The sequence below is a fragment of the Leucobacter sp. 1207-22 genome, assembly GCF_052850455.1.
The window spans coordinates 18,274-36,822 of sequence record NZ_VXCR01000003.1 but is presented as its reverse complement, the minus strand read 5'-3'; the positions used below and the strand labels follow the sequence as shown (position 1 = coordinate 36,822).

The window sequence follows — 18,549 nt, the reverse complement described above, 5'->3', positions numbered from 1 at the left end:
GTTCACTGCGTCGTAACCTGCACGACAGCAACGGGAGACCCACGAGCTACTCGCCTCAGGTGGGATGGACATGACCGGCAGAAGCCGGTGCAAGATGTGCATCCGACCAAAGGAATGATGATGATCTCTGCCCGTGCTCCGCGGGTGACGCGAGGCGTGACGCTGGTCACCCTCGCTGCGCTTGTTGGCGGTGGCCTTGCGCTGCCCGTAGCAAGCTCCGCTTTCGCCGCACCAATGGCTGCCGCGACAACCACTGAACTGCCGACCGAGCCGCTCGTGAGCTCAGGTACCGAGTGGCATTATCTCGATACCGCCGTCGACCCCTCCGCTGGGGACGCGGATCGCAACAGCTGGACCAAGCCAGAGTTTGCCGACGCTGATTGGGCCGTCGCTCCGAGCGGCTTCGGCGTCAAGGGCAACAAGCTGGCTGCTGTCGGGCCCTATATGCCCCAGACAAAGCTGAAGCACTACATTGATGACACCGCAAAACCGACGGTGCCGACATACTTCTTCCGCACGAGTTTTGAGCTTGCTGACGGCATCACCGAGCAGATCGGTGCTGTGAAATCAGAGGTCATCTACGACGACGCGTTGCGCGTGTACGTGAACGGTGAGAAGGTCGCGAACTTCGTCGATGACCGAGTTGATGACAACAACCCCTCGAATCTGCAGTACGCAGGTTCCTCCGCCGGCGATCCGGCGAAGAGCGCCTTCTCGATCGATCCTGCGCTGCTGCAGGACGGCACGAATACGATTGCGGTCGCGCTGTACCAGGATCGCGACTCCTCGTCGGATGCGTACTTCGACATGACGAGCCTGACGATCCAGCCGAAGAATGACGAAGGCGGCGTCGATCCTGTCGCTGCCGCTCCGACACGTGTGATCCTGACGCCAACCGAGACTCCCGCGACCTCGCAGTCCTTCTCATGGCTCGCAGGCGATGCAAGTCACACTGTCGGCCAGGTTGAAATTGGCGCGGTGGGCGGTGCGGCAGCGGGATCCGCGCCTGAACAGACACGCGTCATCGATGGGTACGAAGCGGGCAAGGTCAACGGCAACCTCAACCCACACTTCTCGGCGACCGTTGCCGAACTCGAACCGGCGACCGACTACCGCTACCGCGTGGGTCTGCCCGGTGCTTGGAGCGAGTGGTTCGACTTCAAGACCGCCGACCCGAACGACACCGACTTCCAGTTCGTGTACTACGGCGACGCACAGATCGGCCTCGACACCACGTGGCCGTCGGTTGTGCAGCAGGCTGAAGCAAAGGCAACCGACTCGATCGGTTCGGTGCACGCAGGCGACCTCATCAACACGGGTAGTAACGACCTCGAGTGGCAGAACTGGTTCAAGGGCATGGAACGCTCGGCAACGAGCACCAACGTTATGGCGGCGCCTGGTAACCACGAGTACTCGGGCGACAAGCTGCTCCAGTCGTGGAAGGCACACTTCGAATACCCGCTGAACCAGCCGGGCACCGAGACCATCGGTGATCTCGCCGCGCTCGCACAGGGCGATTCTGATGCGGCAAAGCAGTACGCAGCGTACTTCGAGCGGTGGGCAGAGTTCGCGGCAGAGACCGTGTACTTCACCGACTACCAGGGTGTCCGATTCATCACCCTAAATGCGACCCGCGATACCACGTTCCTGAAGCCAGACAACCTCCCAGCGTGCACCGGCGCTGACTGCCCGAGCGGCAAGGTGCAGGAACTCTGGACCGAGTACCAGGCAGCTTGGCTCGACTACGTCTTGAAGAACAGCGTATCGAAGTGGAACGTTGTCACCTTCCACCAGCCGGTCTACTCGACCTCGTCAGGACGTGACGAAGCAGTACTGCGCAAGCATTGGGTGCCCGTGTTCGAGGAGAACAACATCGACCTCGTACTCATGGGGCACGATCACACCTACGGCCGCGGATACAACACCGACGACCTCACCGACACCTCAGGCCTGACGACCGGTCCCGTGTACGCAGTGTCCAACTCGGGTGCAAAGCACTACGATCTCGAGACTGAGGCGAAGAACGTGTGGACGAACAACGGTGCGATTCAGCGGATCCGCGCCCAGGACGTCACCACCTACCAGGTGATCGACGTCACCGAAGATCAGCTGACCTACCGTTCGTACGTTGCTGAGCGTCCCAGCGGCGCGAAGAGCTTCACGCTCGCTGACGCAACGGGCGAGCGCCCGGTCTACACCGAGAAGGCCGTTCCGCAGGTCGGAGAGCTCTTCGACGAGTTCACCGTCACCAAGTACGCGACCGACACGAAGTGGGTCACGGAGCCCGGTGTCGAGGTGCCTGCTGGCCCTGAGCTGAAGCTCGGTGCGACCGAGGTGAAGCAGGGCGCGGATCTCACCGTTTCAGGTTCGGGCTTCACCCCCGAGAGTGAGCTGAAGGTTGAGTTGCACTCGGACCCGGTTGAGCTTGGTGCGGTGACCGTTGATGCCGACGGCGCATTCTCAACGACGGTGACCATTCCTGCGGATACCGCGACCGATACCTCTCACGAGATGGTCGTGGTGCTGCCCAATGGCAAGTCTGTATCGACTCCGTTGACGGTCACGGCTGCTGACGTTGATCCGGGTGGTGAGTCGGACGCTGGTGCAAACGGCGGTGCTGAGGGTGGCTCTGACGCGGGCTCGAACGGCGGGAGTGCAGGCAGCGGTGCAAATGGAGCAGCTGGCAGCAGCGGAGCATCCTCGGCGAACAGCTCGGCATCCGCAGATGGCAAGGGAACCGCGAACACCGCGAATACTCACGGCACAGCCAAGGCTGAAGCAGGACTGGCGAACACTGGTGCGGCTGGCTTGCTTCCGCTTGGAGTGGCTGGTGCGCTGCTGCTCGCAGCTGGAGTGGCGGTCATGATCCGCCGCCGACAGCGAGCATAGTCTCACGGGGTCTGGCTGATAGCCAGACCCCGGAACGGCCCCGGTTGCGTATTTCATACGTGACCGGGGCCGTTTGCTGTGCTTGCCCCACGAAAGCTCAGCCACTCGGTGGCGGTGGCGGTGTCGCTGTCGGTGCTGGTGTCGGTGCTGGTGTCAGCCCTGGTGTAGTGCTGTTGCTGGTGTCAGTGCTGTTGCTCGCGCCATCTGGGCAACCCGGTGAAAAGACCCCGTTCCTGCGAGAAGGCCCCGTTCTTGCGCATGAAACGGATCATCTCGCAGGAACGGGGCCTTCTCGCAGGGCTAGCCTGCGGTGGCGGGGTGATTCACCACCCGCCAGCCGACAACTTAGCCGGTGCAGTAAGTGAGCTCAAGCGCCGAGCCCTGCGGCTGGCGGCCAATGAGCGACTGCTCCATGATGGGCAAGCTCTCTGCAGCTTCACAGCCGGTCTCGGCGGTCGTGAGCGGGCGCAGCTGCAACTTGACGTTCAAAGACGAGGTGAGGGCACGCGCAACCTCAAGTGACTGTCCAGTCAGATCAGGGATCTCGACGAGGCCGCTCGACACCGTAATGTCAACGGTTGAGCCGGAACGCAATTCCGTCTTGGGCTCCGGGGAGACCTCGAGCACTCGGTTTGCTGGCAACGGATCATCGCTCTGGTTGATCTGCCCGACGCGCAGGCCGAGCTCCTGAAGCTTCTTGGTGTACGCGTCGAGTGTCGAACTCCCGATATCTGGCACCTCAGCCGACTCTGGGCCGAGCGAGATCACGACGCTGACCTCATCACCCGAAGACAGGGTTGTCCCAGCCTCAGGGTTCGTTGAGATCACGTAGCCGCCGGGAATCTCCTCGCTGTTCTCCTCAGAGATCAGCGGGTTGAGGTTCTGCTTCGAGAGCGCATCGATGGCCTCTGCTCGCGTGTAGTTCGTGAGGTCAGGGACGCGAGGCGCGGACTCGATGTTCGGCGACGGCAGCGTCACCAACCAGAAGATCACTGCGACGACGATTGCCGCAACGGTTAGGATCGCCGCCCAAGTCCACATCACCGGCGGACGGCTCTGCGAACGGGATCCGCCGCTTTCTGAAAGCTGACGCAATGCGAGATCAGACTCAGAAACGTCGTCACTGCTCGTGAAGAGGACAGCGCTGTCGGTGTCTGGCTGCGGTAGGTCAGGCATCTGGCCGATTGAGGCCTCACGCAGCGCGGTACGGAACTCGGCTGCTGTCTGGAAGCGACGCGTGCGGTCCTTCACCAGTCCGTGGAGCACAACGGCATCGAGCTCTGCGGTGACCTCGGGGTTACGAGTGCTCGGAGCCTTCGGGCGCTCGCTCACGTGCTGGTAAGCAACCGACACCGCTGACTCGCCAACGAATGGCACGGAACCAGTGAGGAGTTCGAAGAGCAAGACCGCAGTTGAATAGAGGTCGGTGCGCGGATCGATTGCCTCGCCCTTCGCCTGCTCAGGCGAGAAGTAAGCGGCGGTACCGAGGATCGCGGTGGTCTGCTGCAGCGTTGACGATGTGTCTGACACCGCGCGGCTAATTCCGAAGTCCATGACCTTGACCTGGCCGGTCTTGGTGATCATGACGTTCGCGGGCTTGATATCGCGGTGGACGATGCCTGCGCGATGCGAGTACTCAAGTGCGGTGAGTACTGATTCAGTGACGCGAGAAGCTTCTTGAATCGAAAGGGGCTTTTCTTGCGTCAGCTGACGCAAGTTGGTGCCTTCGACGTACTCCATAACGATGAAGGGGAGGCGCTTTGCGCCGTCTGCTGTCTGGATGAGGTCATCGCCAGCGTCAAAGACTCGCACGATGGTCGGATGCGCCATGCGCGCTGCCGACTGTGCCTCTTGCCGGAAGCGTGAACGGAACTGGTCGTCGTGCGCCAGCTCTGCCTTCATCACCTTGATCGCGACTTGACGCCCCAACTTGGTGTCTGTCCCGCGGTAGACCGTAGCCATACCGCCTTGGCCGATAAACTCGCCCAGCGCATAACGCCCTGCGAGGATACGCTGTTCACCAACGCCTGCGGCCTCAGACATGCACACCCCTTCCGTAGAGACAAAGTAGCTTCCAGTCTAGGGGGCTGAACTGAGCGCCACGGCGGTGATGCATAACGATTGAAGTACGTGCATAAAAAGTGATGCGTGAATGGCCAAACGTGTGGCGTTCGTTGTCGGGTTCCTGCAGGTCCGGGCACACTTTCGAGAACTACTGTCGCCTTGTAACACAGCAGCGAGGGCACCCGATTCGGATGCCCTCGCTGCTCAATCATTGGGAGTGACGGGGTGCGTTACCCCTGCGGCTTGGTGCCGTTCGCGTCGCCATTCTCCTCAGGAGGGGTAACTGCTTCTTTCACAGTGATCGTGAGGGCACCCGACTGCTCTGAGGTGCGTGACTGCGGGCCAGAACAGGTGTACTTGTACGAGATCGTCGTCGTGCCTGCACCGATGGCCTTGAACGTTGCGCCGCTGCCAGAAGGCGTGTTCTGCAAGGAGACGACGCCGTTGGTTCCGGTCATGACTTCGTACTGCGGGTTCTGCAGGCCTGATGGGCAGCCTGAATCAAAGCCAAACACCGTGAAGGTGTCGCCGACGGTGACCTCGGTGACATCGCTGCGGGGCGTGCTCGGAGTGCCGATCGTGCCGTATGCGATGTTCACGGTCAAGGTGATCTGCTGATCGAATGCGACAGTGCCGGTCGGATTGATGCTTGAAACGAGTCCAACCTCGGAATCAGGCACGGGGCTGCCGTCCTGCTTCACGATGTTGTCGAAGCCAAGACCATTCAAATATCCAACAGCCTCGTCATAGGTCTTGCCAGTGACCTGGCCACCATCGATCGTTGCCGTCGTGGGCTCTTCCGGCTCTGGCTTCTCGACCGTGGGCTTCGGCTTGGGCTTCGGCTTGGTCGTCTCAGTAGTCGTGTTCTGATCAGCGTTGGCGTTGACAAGCGCGTACACGGTGCCACCACCGATCAGGAGGAGCAACGCGAGCAGCGAGATGAGCGGCCAGGTCCAGCGGCTCTTCTTTTTCTTCGGCGTCTCTTCAAGATCGGTCGTGATGCCTTCGACATCGCCTTCAGCAGACTCAGGAAGCACGCCGGTCTGCGGCATCATCGTGGTTGCAGCTTCGTCCATCTGCGGCATCACGGTGGTTGCTGCGCTCGTGTCAGGTGCACCGAGTACCTGCGGAACGTAGCTTGCTGCAAGCTGGACGTCGCCGCGGTGCAGGGCAGCTGCTGCCGATGCAAGCTTTGCAGCGGTTTCAGGTCGGCCGGCTGCGTCCTTGTCGAGGCATGCGTACACGAGGTTACGAACGGCCTCGGGAATGTCGTCAGGCAACGCGGGCGGCTCGTCATTGATCTGAGCCATAGCGATAGCGACCTGTGACTCACCCGTGAACGGACGCTTGCCTGCAAGGCACTCGTATGCGACGATGCCAAGCGAGTAGATGTCAGTCGCTGCAGTCGCCGAGTGACCACTTGCCTGCTCAGGTGCAAGGTACTGCACAGTACCCATGACCTGACCGGTCGCGGTGAGCGGTACCTGGTCGGCAATGCGAGCGATGCCGAAGTCGGTGATCTTGACGCGGCCCTCTGGCGTAATGAGGAGGTTGCCCGGCTTCACATCACGGTGCACGAGACCCGCATCATGTGCCGCCTGCAGCGAAGTCGCGGTCTGTGCAACGATGCCGAGCACACGGTTCGCGGGCAGGCGACCTTCGCGCTCAATGATCGTCGAAAGCGGCTCACCAGGAACCAACTCCATGACGATGTATGCAGACCCCTGCTCTTCGCCGTAGTCAAAGACGTTCGCAATACCCTCATGATTCACGAGTGCGGCGTGACGCGCCTCAGCGCGGAAACGCTCAAGGAACCCAGGGTCCCCCATGTACTCGTCTTTGAGGATCTTGATCGCGACTGTACGGCCAATGATGTTGTCGGTTGCCCGCCAAACTTCGCCCATGCCGCCGACGGCGACCCGTGAGCTCAGCTCATAGCGACCGCCGAACGTGATCCCTTCTGCTGGCCTCATTCGCTCAACACCGCTTCCATTACTCGTTTTCCAATGATTGTTGTGGTCTCTGATGACATTGCGTCGTAGTTAAATGCAGCTCCGCCACCATCGGCGACCACTACAGCTACAGCCACCTTCGGGTCATCTACCGGTGCAAAACCGGTGTACCAGAGGGTGTATGGACGGACAGTGCCGTCCTCGTCGTTGCCCATTTCTGCAGTGCCCGTCTTGCCAGCTACACGTACCCCGTCGATCCCCGAGGAGTGTGCGTAGCCGTCTGCAGAAGAAACTCCAAGTTCCATCATCGCAGCGATCTCATTCGCCGTCTGGGATGAAATGGGTGTGGAATATTCTTTTTCACTAAATGACTGCTCGACCTTGAGATCAGGCGAGATGACTGATTCAACCAACTGCGGCTGCATGACCGTGCCGGCATTTGCGATACCCGCCGAAACCATCGCGATCTGCAGGGGCGTCGCGCGAACGTCAAACTGGCCGATCGACGAGAGCGCCGCCTGTGCGGCATCCTCCGGCTTCGGAGCCTGACTTGCAGTGGTATCGAAGGGAATTTCGATCTCATCGCCAAAGCCATAGGCCGCTGCCATGTCAGGAATGGCGTTCAGATCCATGCCAGCTGCCAGCTGTGCAAACGGCAAGTTGCACGAGATGCGGATCGCTTCGGTCAGCGTTGTCTTATCGCCGGGGCCGCAGGCCGCGTTTGTCGTGTTCTTCATCTGGAACGAAGAGCCTGGCAGCGTGTAGGCCGAGGGGTTCGGCAGCTGAGTCGTTGGCGTGACCTTGCCTGCTTCGAGGATCGCTGAGGCTGAGACCAGCTTGTAGACCGATCCTGGCGGGTAGAGGTCACCGGCGACTGCGCGATTATCGAGCGGGTTCGAGGGATCGTCCTCGAGCTTCTGGTAGTTCTCGATGATCTGTGCATCGCTGTTTGACGACAGCAGATTCGGATCGTAGGTCGGTGTCGAAGCGAGCGCAAGAATCTTGCCGGTGGCAGGCTCGATTGCGACGACGGCACCGGTGAAGTCGTACTCCATGAGTGCGTCATATGCCGCACGCTGTGCTGCAGGGTTGATCGTCGTCTCAATGGAGCTGCCCTGCGGAGCAACGCCGTTCAGGGTGTTCAGCAGCCGGCTGAAGAACTGTGCGTCGCCTGTGCCCGAGAGCTCCTTGTTCATCGCAGACTCGAGACCAGACATACCCTGCAAATGTGAGTAGTAGCCCGTGATTGGTGCGTAGAGCTCACCGTCAGAGTACTGGCGAGCGAAGTGATACGAGTCGTCGGTCGGAACCGAATATGCAATCGGCTCGCCGTCGACCAGGATCGATCCGCGCTCGATCTTGTAGCTGTTCTTGAGGGTACGAGAATTGAGCTCGTTGGCGCGCAACTCATCAGCGTTCACGAACTGGATCATCGTGACCGCGAAGAACAGCGTGAGGAACATCAAAAAGATGGTTCGGGTGAGAAACTTCAGCGGTTTATTCATGAGCGAATCACCAACTTCGGTTTGTTTCTGATCGAGTTCGAGAGAAGAACCAGCATGGCTACGATGAGCCAGTTCGAGACAAGGGACGATCCGCCCGCCGCGAGGAACGGTGCGGTGAGACCTGTCAGCGGGATAACTCGCGTCACGCCGCCGACAACAATGAAGACCTGGAACGCAATCGAGAACGCGAGACCGGTCGCGAGGAGCTTGCCGAAGTCGTCCTGACCAGCGAAGCCAATGCGCAGGCCACGACCGACCAACAAGAGGTACGCGGCGAGGATGACAAACAGGCCAACGAGGCCGAGCTCTTCACCGAGCGACGGGATGATGTAGTCGCTGTCGGCAAGCGGGGTATCTTGCGGGAAGCCCTGGCCAAGACCCGTGCCAGTCAGACCTCCGTTGGCCATGCCAAAGAGACCCTGCAGCATCTGGAAACTTGCGTTGTACGGGTCCGCGAACGGGTCGAGCCAGTTCGCGAAACGAAGGTTCACATACTCCAGCGTCTGGCTCGCGGTGATACCACCGATGAGGAACAGGCCGACGCCGAGAATGATCCAGCCGATACGGCCGGTCGCGACGTACAACATGGAAAGGAACAACCCGAAGTACAGGAGGGAGGTGCCGAGGTCACGCTGGAACACGAGCACGCACATCGCAACAAGCCAGAAGGCGAGTAGCGGGCCAAGGTCGCGGCCGCGTGGGAAGCGAATGCCTGCGAACTTCTTGCCCACCATGGAGAGCGCGTCGCGGTTACGCACGAGGTACCCCGCGAAGAAGATCGCCAGCAGGAGCTTTGCAATCTCGCCAGGTTGGAAAGAGAACCCGCCGATCATGATCCACACGCGTGCGCCGTACATTTCACGTCCGATGCCGGGCAGCATCGGCAGCAGGAGCAGCACGAGTGCGCCGAGACCGCTGAGATAGGTGAAACGGAACAGCACCATGTGGTTCTTCACGACGAACAGCAGCACGATGCAGGCGGCGATGGCGATCGAGGACCAGACGAGCTGGCGCACCGAGCCGGAGCTCCAGCCAGTGAGCTCTTCCGCAAGATCAAGCCGGTAGATCATGGCGATTCCGACGCTGTTCAAGAAGACCGCAATCGGCATGATGAGCGGATCCGCGTCTGGAGCAACCTTGCGTACGACGAGGTGCAGCGCGGTGACCATGACCACGAACAGGATGCCGGGGGCGAGCAGATCAGTCTGCACCTTGCCCGAGATCGTGAGGTCAATGATGACGACTGCAGCGAGACCGACGAGCAGCGCGAAGACGAGGAGAGCAAGCTCCATGCTGCGCAGCAATCTGGGCGCGCGGATCGCAGTGATGCGTTGCAGAATGTTCTCACTCGTGCGGTTCTGCTCGAACGTGCGCGGCTGAGCTGCTTCAGGCTTACTCATTGCTCGTCACCTCCCAGTCTCAGCACAATATCGCGAGCCTCTGACAAGGAGCCAGCGGAGAGACTCCGCTGAATCTGGCGACGTTCCATGCCGTCGAGAGCTTCAAGCGGAATCCCGGTGTCTTCTGCCACCGAGTACAGCGACAGCGAGCCGATGGACTGCTGCACGCCTTGGTAGATGATGACGGTGTCACCGTCGGTGCCGACGAAGTAACGCGACTGCGTCCACTGGTAGCTGAAAAGCAGCGCGCCACCGATTGCGCACAACACGGCGACAACGCCGAGCAGCCACATGAGGCGACGACGTGCGTTCCGACGCTTTGTTTCAGCGAGCAGCTCTGTCAGATACTCATCAACGCGTGGCTCGAAGTGTGATTCTTCAACAACTGGCACGCGGCGAACACGGCGACGGCTGAGCAGACGCATGCGTGCGGTCGTGATTTCACCGTCGCGAAGCACGGGGGCGTTGGCCGCGGATCCAACAAATCGAGGGTTGGGCTCCTCAACCGGAATCTCTTCAGCTTCGGTCTCAACCAATACAACGGTGACGTTGTCGGGAGCACCGTGCGCGAGGCTCTTGTCAATAAGGGCGTCTACTGCGCCCTGGAGCGTATGGCTGCGGCGCAGAATCTTCTCGATGTCAGGGTCTTCGACATAGCCGCAGAGGCCATCGGAACAGAGCAGCCAGATATCGCCAGGCTGGGTATCGAGAACTGAAACATCGATCTCTGGTGCCGATTCCACATCGCCAAGCACGCGCATGAGTACCGAGCGACGAGGGTGGAACTTGGCCTCTTCTTCGGTGATCCGCCCACTGTCGACCAGGCGCTGGACGAAGGTGTGATCTTTCGTGATCTGCTCGAGCTTGCCATCGCGCAAACGGTACAGCCGTGAATCGCCAATGTGCGCGAGTGCGAGCTGCTTGCCAACGGTCAGGAAGCCACAGAACGTGGTGCCAAGACCAGCGAGTTCTGGGTGATCTTTGACGGTTCCGCGCAGCTTCTTGTTCGCTTCGAGGAGCGCGTTGCGAAGCGTGAGTCCCGCCATCTCGGGGGAACTTTCAGGGCGAACGTCCTGACTCGAAATTTCTTTGGCGACGAGTGCTGATGCAACGTCACCACCGGCGTGACCGCCCATGCCATCAGCAACGAGGTAGAGATAGTCGCCCGCAAAACCTGAATCTTGGTTATTCGAGCGCACCATGCCGACGTGAGAGCCGATGGCGCTGTTGTAGCCGTAGCTCACGTTATGGCCTCAACTCAAACGTCGTCGTACCGATCGTGACCGGTGTGAACGGCGGAACTGTGACGGTGCCACGCACCCGCACACCGTCAAGTTTGGTGCCGTTCGTGGAATCAAGGTCAGTGAGGCGCCACTCGCTGCCGGTCTTGGCCAGGCTTGCATGACGGGTTGAGGTGTACTCATCGACGATGACGAGCGTTGAATCGGAGCTACGTCCGATGGTGAAAACTGCGACGTCGAGGGGAATCGACGTTCCGGCAGCGACGCCGGAGGTGATGACTAGCTGCGTCGCTGCAGCTGTCTGAGGAGCATTGCCAGCAGAGGGGAATGCGTCTGTGATCGGATCAAACACAGGTGGCTGTGGCTGGGTGGGGCGTGAGACGGGGGCTGCCGCAGCGACCGGCGCGGGGGCCGGGGCGGGCGTCGGCGCCGGCTGGTGAACGACTGGAGCGGGGGAGCCGCCTGAATCATTCTGTTTCATGCGTCGAACTGGCGTACCAAACAGGTCACTGCGCAGCGCGTAGACGATTGAGAAAATAAAGAACCACAGCAGCAGGAGAAACCCGATGCGTAGGACGAGCAGCGTGAGTTCGCTCACTGATCCCTCCAGAAGTCACTGGCCGCGCTTCCAGGTTGCGCGTTAGCCCGACCGGGCACCATTTGGAAGCGTAGCGCAGTCTGGCCGATTGTGATCGTTGTTCCTGCTTGCAGTTTTGCCTCGCGGAATCGTTGGCCATCAATCTTCGAGCCGTTGGTCGATCCAAGATCTCGCGCAAGCCCCTGTTTGCCATCCCAGATGATCTCGAGGTGACGGCGCGAGGCAGCATTGTCTGTGATGCGGATCGCGCAATCGCTCCCGCGGCCAACCACCGTGGTGCCGCGCTGGAGCTTGTGGCGTACGCCATTGACGTCCATTGCCGCGATCCAATCAATGGATCCCGTGACGCGCTTCGCGTCGATCTCAACCACACCTGAGGTAATCGAGTCATCTGCGCGGATCTCAACGTCGGGGTCGCCGAGTAGCTGGTAGTTCTGTCGCTGTGCGTATGAGACGACGATCTCACGCAGCTCGGTCTCTAGGGTTTCACCCAGGTTCAGGAGGCGCTGGGCGTCCTGCTGCGACACGCGGACAACGAAGCGATTCGGGGCAAGTGTGCGGTCGCGGTCGATGATGACGGCGCCGATGTCGAGCTCTCGTTTGAGTGCTGATGCAACCTCAACTGGCTGGACGCCAGAGCGAAAAGTCCGCGCAAAAGCGCCATTTACGGCGCGCTCGAGCGAGCGTTCGACATTGTCGAGAAAGCCCATTGCTCTGCCTTTCCGTTTGCTGCTCAATGCTGATGCACTGACATCTTGTTGGGTCACAAGCTTACCCGCTTTGGCGTCAAGGGCACTCAGCTGGTACAGTAATCAAGTTGCCTGAACAGGCGGCGAATCTTTCCCCGGGTCAGATTTGCCACTAGATCGGCACACAGCTTGTTCATCAGAACAGCACACTCGCGCGAGTGGCGGAATGGCAGACGCGCTGGCTTCAGGTGCCAGTGCCCGCAAGGGCGTGGGGGTTCAAGTCCCCCCTCGCGCACGAGTAAAGAAGGACCAGATCAATGATCTGGTCCTTCTTTTTGTTTCCCCGAGCTTCGCGCTCGCGCTCCGTTGGTTTTCCCGGTCGCTTCAACTCGGCGCTTTCCCGAGTGCTTCAACCCGGCGAAAGAGGCCCTTCCCGCCGAAACGCCCCCTTTCATGCGCATGAATCGCCCTATTTCGGCGGGAGCGCCCCGTTTCGCTTGGTTCACGCCTCGGGAGAGTAGGTATGGACGCGGATCTCGACAACCTTGGCAATGGGGAACTGACCTGAGTGAATTTGGATGGGTAAGGAGCAAGATGAGGGAGCTGCCGTGCGGCTCATCATTCCTCTTATATAGAGGCGCGCATATATAAGCACGGTGACTTTGGGCTGTCGAATAGAACTGCGAAACCTGCGGAACCGTGTCACACCCGATAAACACCTGGCTCAGCTCCTATACCGACAGAGTTATCCACCGAAATCACGCCTGTGGATAACTCTGTGCACAAATCTGTGGGTGGGTGTGTAGAAGTCCGTGATTTCTGTGCACAGAACCCGCATGTTTCCACGCTTACGAATATATGTTCGATACTTACACTCGTGTAATTACACGTTGTGAACAGTGTGAATAACTGTGTGGATAACTTGGGGATAGGGGGTGGAAAACCTGTGGATAACTCTGCTGAAATGTGCAAACTTCGTCGGTTCCCGGTCAGTTTTCGGCGAAATCTCGTACTCATGGGCGCAACGTGGGAATCTGGTGCGACAGATGATCAGCACGGATACGTGCCCGTGTGGGTAACGGGTCAGACAGAGCTTTTGGGCTTCTGATGCATGGCGCCTGAACGTCTGGACGCAATCACCAGATCACAAAAGATCAACACGACGCGAACCACTCAGAGCAGAGGAAGGCTAGTGGCTGGGGCCACAGGGGGGAGGGGTGGACCCAGCCGCGGGAGTATATGAAGGGGGGGCGCTCCCGCTCCGTACAAGTACGGACTAGCAAATCAACTGAGGAGAATTTCAAGGCATCTCCTGGCCCGACATCGTCTCGATCTCGGTGTAAACCACATTAATCAGGGGTGTGCTTGTGAAGACACGGAAAGACCAAAAGTCAGTACAAACATTGCGTACACTCCGTGCTCCTGGACATGATGTCAGTGTTATTGGCATTGGCGTCAGTGGAAGAGCGAAGCGCCGCAATGAACATGTTGGCGGGGGAGGCACAGCAATGAAGCGTGGCGAAATGTACTTGAACGCCATCGACATTCTGCAGAGTGGACGCAGCGTTGAGGTTATTGGTGAGCACGGCAACGGGCGCTCACAGATGCTCAGAAGGATCCGAGATCACTTCACGACATTGGGGTGGCGGACTATTGAAGTCGGTGGAATTGCCTCCTTCTCGCGAGTGCCACTTGGCGCGTTGAACATTGCTGGGTTTGGCGGATCCGCTGACCTGAAAGGCATGGAGAATCGTCTGCCGCCTATGATCCTGGCCTTCGACTCGCTGAGTGCGCGAGTAACGCCAGACCGGACGATCTTCATTGTGGACGATGCCGACGCTCTCGACGAGGCTTCCTGGGGTGTACTGAGCGCCGTGAGTGCAAAGCTCAGTGTCCCGTTTGTAGCGACCCGGGTACGTAATGCGCTGCGGCACAATGGGCCGCTTGTGACAAACGGCTTCGCTGCGGTGTATTCGCTCGACCTTTCGCCGATGTCGTATGCCGAACTTGAAGAGACGCTCGGTTTGAACTTTGGCCTGCGATTCGATGAGCCAACGATGAGTCGTGTGTTCGCGATGTCTGGTGGCAATGTCGGGCTCGCATCTGCTGTTGTGGATGCAGGAATGCGTTCTGGTCAGCTCAGCGTGACCGATGGGCTTGCGCACGCAACTGGTTCATTGTGGTCTCCATCGCTGCGAGCGGTCGTGCAGTCGATCCTGCATGACCTCGACGACGATGACCTTGCAGCTTTGCAAGCGATCGCCATGCTTGGTGCAACAGACGTATCGAGTGTGGCCCGGGTCGTCCCACGAGAACACCTGGCTGCGCTTGAAGAGCGAGCGTTTATCTCAATCGTTGAGGTGTATGAGCGCCAGTTGGTCACGCTGAATCCACCGATTGTTGAGGACTACTTCAGGCACGGAGCGAGCTCAGCGCAGCAAGAGATTCTTCTTGCCCAGCTCGGTTCTGATCCAGCGCGCGCAGGCGGCAGATCGGGTGCTGCTGGTGGTCACCAGCTTGACGGTGCAGAACGACCGTTGCTCACAGGGAGCCGACACACGCAAGAGCGTGCGGCATACCTGCGACTCGTGCAAGAACGTACCGCGATGCGCACCTTACGAGCGCGCGAACAGTGGGATCTGCACCCAACGCTCACGAATGCGGCACGGCTCATGTCAGTCATGCAAACAGATCCTGGCTGTTCGCCCGATGACGCGGCCCAGATCATCACTGAGGCGGCGGCACTTGGCGGATCGCCTGAGGAGCGGGCCGAGTGGGCGCTCGCGCACTCTGCTCATGTTGCTTACGACCTGGGCGACTTCGCGGCCGCGGCTCGGTTGCTCCGAGAAGAAGCAGACCGCAACGAGCCCAAGCGTGTACGTCTTGAGGTCCAGGCTGTGTTGCTCACCACCTGCTTTGGTCAGGTGCCAGAAGATGAGCCTTTTGCCGAGATCGACCGGTTGGTTCTGAGTGCTCACACCAATGACATGGTGACGCTTGCACGTGCGCTCTGGTTCCTCGTGCGCGGAGACGCGCAACGTGCTGCGACTGAACTCGAACTGTACTCGACTTCGGAGGGGAATGATCCGCGTCGCGATGCGCTGGATACCTATATCGCACTCGCACTTGGTGAGCGAGATCGCGCGCTCGCCGTCACCAACTGTGGGCTTGAACTCGCGCAGGGGGAGCTGGACTCTCGGCGGATCCGGATGTATTCCTTCCTCAAAGCCACAACGTTGCTCACCCTTCGTCGATATGAAGAAGCCGAGCAGACGGTTGCTGACGCGGTGGGCTTTGGTCTGCTTGCGGGAGAAAACCCGCTGAGCCGGGTGGGCCTCACCCTGCTCAGCGCGTACTTCGCAAACCGCAGGGGGCACACGGCTTTGGCTCGTGACCTTCAAGCTGATCTCGCGAAGGCCGGCCCGACCGATGGGGCGCTCCCACTCCTGCACCACGCCTTCCTTTCGGTGCGGCTCACTGCCGACTACGACGTCGCAGCAGCGGCACGTGTTGCACGTGAAACAGGGGATGAGATGTGGGAGCGCGGGGCTCGCTTCATGGCGGCGTGGACCTACCTTGACGGCATGCGCTTTGTTCCTGATCGTGAGGCATGGGAGCATGCGCGTGAGCGAATTGCACAGGTCAAGAGTCCGTCGATTCAGTCCTCAGCTGGCTTCGTTGAGGCGCTCATCGCAACCGATGTGCACACCGTGACCCAGGAGCTTGAGCGTCTTGAGCGCGAGGGCGACGCTGCTTCTACGAAACGCTTCGTGCAAAGTGTGCTTGGAGTACTGCGCGCGGCGGGCCATGACGCAGACGAAGAACTCACCCGGGTGCTACAGAAGCGAGCTGGCGAGTTCGAAGAACTGATCACACCAAATAGCGGATCGGGCAGACTGAGTGCCCGCGAACGCGAGGTCGCTGAGCTCGTCGCAGCTGGACTCTCGAACCCACGCATTGCGGAGGCCTTGGTGGTCTCGATCCGCACCGTCGAATCGCACGTGACCAGGCTCATGAAGAAACTGGGCGTCACACGCAGGCAAGACATTCGGGAACACTTGCTCGCCGCCGACGCTGGGCACTGATGGGAGGCGCGCGCTCCCTGCCAAGCGTGCCTGTGGACGGTTCGTGGCGACGAGTAACGCGCGATGCTGCTGACACAGAGGAAGCATGCAGAGGTACACCGTAGGCTAGTTACCGTGCCACGTCTATTTCGCGTTCTTGCCCCGGCCGTGCTGCTCGCAGTGGCCATCGCCGCAACCTTCATTGGTCTTGCAATCGGCGGTGCTGCGGACCCACGGGCACTTGTCGACCCCGGAGCCTTCGTTCGCTACGGAACGCCGATCTCACGCACGATCCTGAACATTGCGCTCTCTGGGCTGCTGGGCTCAACTCTCATGGCAGTCTGGGCATTCGCAACGGATCGCGATGAGTACCGGGTCGCGATGGACGTTGCGGCTGCCTCGGCGGCGTTGTCGACAGCAGCGTCTGGTGCGGTCATTCTCTTTGCGTACCTGGACTTTGGTGGCCTCGAGCTGTCGGCTGGCCCGCTTTTTAGTGCCGGTCTCGCGCAGTTCCTCACCGAGGTTGAGCTTGGCCAGCTGTGGCTGTTCTCGCTCATTCTTTCTGCGGTGACGACGGTGGCTGCTTTTGCATTCCGTGGTCGCCGGAGCACCCTCATCGTGCTGTTCCTTGCGCTTGTGGCCTTTGTGCCGATTGCGTCGCAGGGCCATGCCGCTGGCGCATCGGGTCACATGCAGGCGGTGAATGCGCTGCTTGTGCACGTCATTGGTGCTGCTGCGTGGATCGGCGGGCTCGCTGTACTCGTCTTCGTCTCGCGCACGGTTGACCGCGAACGGCTTTCAACACTCACTGCGCGGTATTCACCGATTGCGCTGCTGGCATTCATCGGAGTTGCTGCTTCTGGCGTTGTCGCTGCGATGCAGCGTCTCGGCTCGTTTGATGCGCTGTTCAACACGGGCTACGGCCAGCTCATCATCGGCAAGACCGTGACACTGCTGGTGCTTGGTGCGTTTGGCGCGGTCCAGCGCCAGTGGATGATTCCGCGGATCGCCACCTCGCCAAACGGTGGCAAGATCTTTGGCTGGCTCGTCGTCAGCGAGATCGCGGTTATGGGCATCGTGAGCGGTTTTGCGGGTTCACTTGGTCGTACCGCAACGCCCGTGAATCTTGATCCGGCTCGTGACCAGGGTGGCAAGATCACACCAGCTGAGTGGCTGACTGGCGATCCGCTACCGCCTGAACTCGGTTTCGAGCAGTACTTCACCCAATGGCGGTTCGACATTGCTTGGACGCTGGTGTGCGTCTTCGCTGCTGCCTTCTACATTGCTGGCGTGATCCGCCTGCGCAAGCGTGGTGACAAGTGGCCGATTCCTCGTCTGGTCGTATGGCTGCTTGGCCTGCTGGTGCTCTTCTACTCAACTAATGGCGCCCTGAACGCGTACGAGCAGTACCTCTTCAGCACCCACATGCTCATGCACATGTTGCTGACGATGTTGATCCCGTTGATGTTGGTCTTGGGCGCCCCGGTGACGCTTGCGTTGCGAGCGGTTCACAAGCGTGACGATGGCTCATGGGGTGGCCGTGAGTGGATCATGTGGATGGTGCAGACTCCCTACTCGAAGTTCATTACGAATCCGATTGTTGCTGCGGTAATTTTCGTTGGTTCACTGTGGATCTTCTACTTCACGCCCATCATGCGTTGGTCGATGGAGGCACACCTCGGTCATCAGTGGATGATTATCCACTTCCTGATTTCCGGTTACCTCTTCAGCCTCACGATGATTGGTACCGACCCGATCCCGTATCGCTTCCCGTACCCGCTGCGCCTCGTTGTGCTGTTCGCAACGATGGCCTCGCACGCGTTCTTCGGCGTGACGCTCATGACTGGTGACAACCTGCTCGGAGCTGATTGGTTCGGCGCAATGGCTCGACCGTGGGGCGGCACTCCGCTTGAGGACCAGGCGCTTGGCGGCGGTATCGCCTGGGGCATTGGTGAGCTGCCAACGCTTGCACTCGCGCTTGTCGTTGCTGTGCAGTGGTCGCGCAACGACCGCAAAGAGCAGAAGCGTCGAGACCGGGCGGCGGATCGCCTCGGCGACGTCGATCTCGAAGCATACAACGCGATGCTGGCACAGCAGGCTGCACGTGACGAGCGGGCTGCGAACCGCGCTCGCCGCTAACAGGCGGC

General features: G+C 60.0%; 10 protein-coding genes and 1 tRNA gene. 4 read left to right on the top strand and 7 right to left on the bottom strand.

Annotated elements, in window-relative coordinates; translation table 11 throughout:
- The first annotated feature begins 120 nt into the window (after window positions 1-120).
- Entirely contained in the window at window positions 121-2,889 is a 2,769-nt protein-coding gene (locus FW756_RS05900; protein ID WP_446429245.1) for a fibronectin type III domain-containing protein, read from the top strand.
- 345 nt (window positions 2,890-3,234) lie between these two features.
- On the opposite strand, the gene pknB is transcribed toward FW756_RS05900, so the two are convergent.
- The 7 genes from pknB to FW756_RS05865 all read right to left on the bottom strand — a co-directional run bounded on the left by pknB (window position 3,235) and on the right by FW756_RS05865 (window position 12,359).
- Window positions 3,235-4,932 carry a Stk1 family PASTA domain-containing Ser/Thr kinase gene (gene pknB, locus FW756_RS05895; protein WP_446429244.1) on the bottom strand — a complete coding sequence of 566 codons (1,698 nt, stop codon included), beginning with the start codon at window positions 4,930-4,932 and terminating at the stop codon, window positions 3,235-3,237.
- A gap of 251 nt (window positions 4,933-5,183) precedes the next feature.
- Window positions 5,184-6,926 (bottom strand): serine/threonine-protein kinase, encoded by a 1,743-nt coding sequence (locus FW756_RS05890; RefSeq protein WP_446429243.1) that lies wholly within the window; start codon window positions 6,924-6,926, stop codon window positions 5,184-5,186.
- Complete coding sequence (locus FW756_RS05885; RefSeq protein ID WP_446429242.1) at window positions 6,923-8,410, bottom strand: peptidoglycan D,D-transpeptidase FtsI family protein; 1,488 nt, start codon at window positions 8,408-8,410, stop codon at window positions 6,923-6,925. Before FW756_RS05885 ends, FW756_RS05890 begins: the two co-directional genes overlap by 4 nt.
- The gene (locus FW756_RS05880; RefSeq protein ID WP_446429241.1) at window positions 8,407-9,810 is read right to left on the bottom strand and encodes an FtsW/RodA/SpoVE family cell cycle protein; all 1,404 of its coding nucleotides are present in this window, start codon (window positions 9,808-9,810) and stop codon (window positions 8,407-8,409) included. The genes FW756_RS05885 and FW756_RS05880 overlap by 4 nt, the downstream gene beginning before the upstream one ends.
- Complete coding sequence (locus FW756_RS05875) at window positions 9,807-11,054, bottom strand: PP2C family protein-serine/threonine phosphatase (protein ID WP_446429240.1); 1,248 nt, start codon at window positions 11,052-11,054, stop codon at window positions 9,807-9,809. Before FW756_RS05875 ends, FW756_RS05880 begins: the two co-directional genes overlap by 4 nt.
- Before the next feature lies 1 nt (window position 11,055).
- Entirely contained in the window at window positions 11,056-11,649 is a 594-nt protein-coding gene (locus FW756_RS05870; protein WP_446429239.1) for an FHA domain-containing protein FhaB/FipA, read from the bottom strand.
- Window positions 11,646-12,359 carry an FhaA domain-containing protein gene (locus FW756_RS05865; protein ID WP_446429238.1) on the bottom strand — a complete coding sequence of 238 codons (714 nt, stop codon included), beginning with the start codon at window positions 12,357-12,359 and terminating at the stop codon, window positions 11,646-11,648. Before FW756_RS05865 ends, FW756_RS05870 begins: the two co-directional genes overlap by 4 nt.
- 191 nt (window positions 12,360-12,550) lie before the next feature.
- Here FW756_RS05865 and FW756_RS05860 point away from each other — a divergent pair.
- From FW756_RS05860 to FW756_RS05850, 3 genes are all read left to right on the top strand, one after another.
- A tRNA-Leu gene (locus FW756_RS05860) sits at window positions 12,551-12,633 on the top strand.
- A gap of 1,213 nt (window positions 12,634-13,846) precedes the next feature.
- The gene (locus FW756_RS05855; RefSeq protein WP_446429237.1) at window positions 13,847-16,423 is read left to right on the top strand and encodes a helix-turn-helix transcriptional regulator; all 2,577 of its coding nucleotides are present in this window, start codon (window positions 13,847-13,849) and stop codon (window positions 16,421-16,423) included.
- Between the two features lie 114 nt (window positions 16,424-16,537).
- A complete protein-coding gene (locus FW756_RS05850; RefSeq protein ID WP_446429236.1) occupies window positions 16,538-18,541 on the top strand; it encodes a cytochrome c oxidase assembly protein in 2,004 nt (667 codons plus the stop codon).
- Window positions 18,542-18,549: the final 8 nt, after the last annotated feature.

Coding starts and splice junctions, on each gene's coding strand:
- FW756_RS05900 (WP_446429245.1), top strand. CDS start 121: ATGATCTCTGCCCGTGCTCCGCGGGTGACGCGAGGCGTGACGCTGGTC.
- pknB (WP_446429244.1), bottom strand. CDS start 4,932: ATGTCTGAGGCCGCAGGCGTTGGTGAACAGCGTATCCTCGCAGGGCGT.
- FW756_RS05890 (WP_446429243.1), bottom strand. CDS start 6,926: ATGAGGCCAGCAGAAGGGATCACGTTCGGCGGTCGCTATGAGCTGAGC.
- FW756_RS05885 (WP_446429242.1), bottom strand. CDS start 8,410: ATGAATAAACCGCTGAAGTTTCTCACCCGAACCATCTTTTTGATGTTC.
- FW756_RS05880 (WP_446429241.1), bottom strand. CDS start 9,810: ATGAGTAAGCCTGAAGCAGCTCAGCCGCGCACGTTCGAGCAGAACCGC.
- FW756_RS05865 (WP_446429238.1), bottom strand. CDS start 12,359: ATGGGCTTTCTCGACAATGTCGAACGCTCGCTCGAGCGCGCCGTAAAT.
- FW756_RS05855 (WP_446429237.1), top strand. CDS start 13,847: ATGAAGCGTGGCGAAATGTACTTGAACGCCATCGACATTCTGCAGAGT.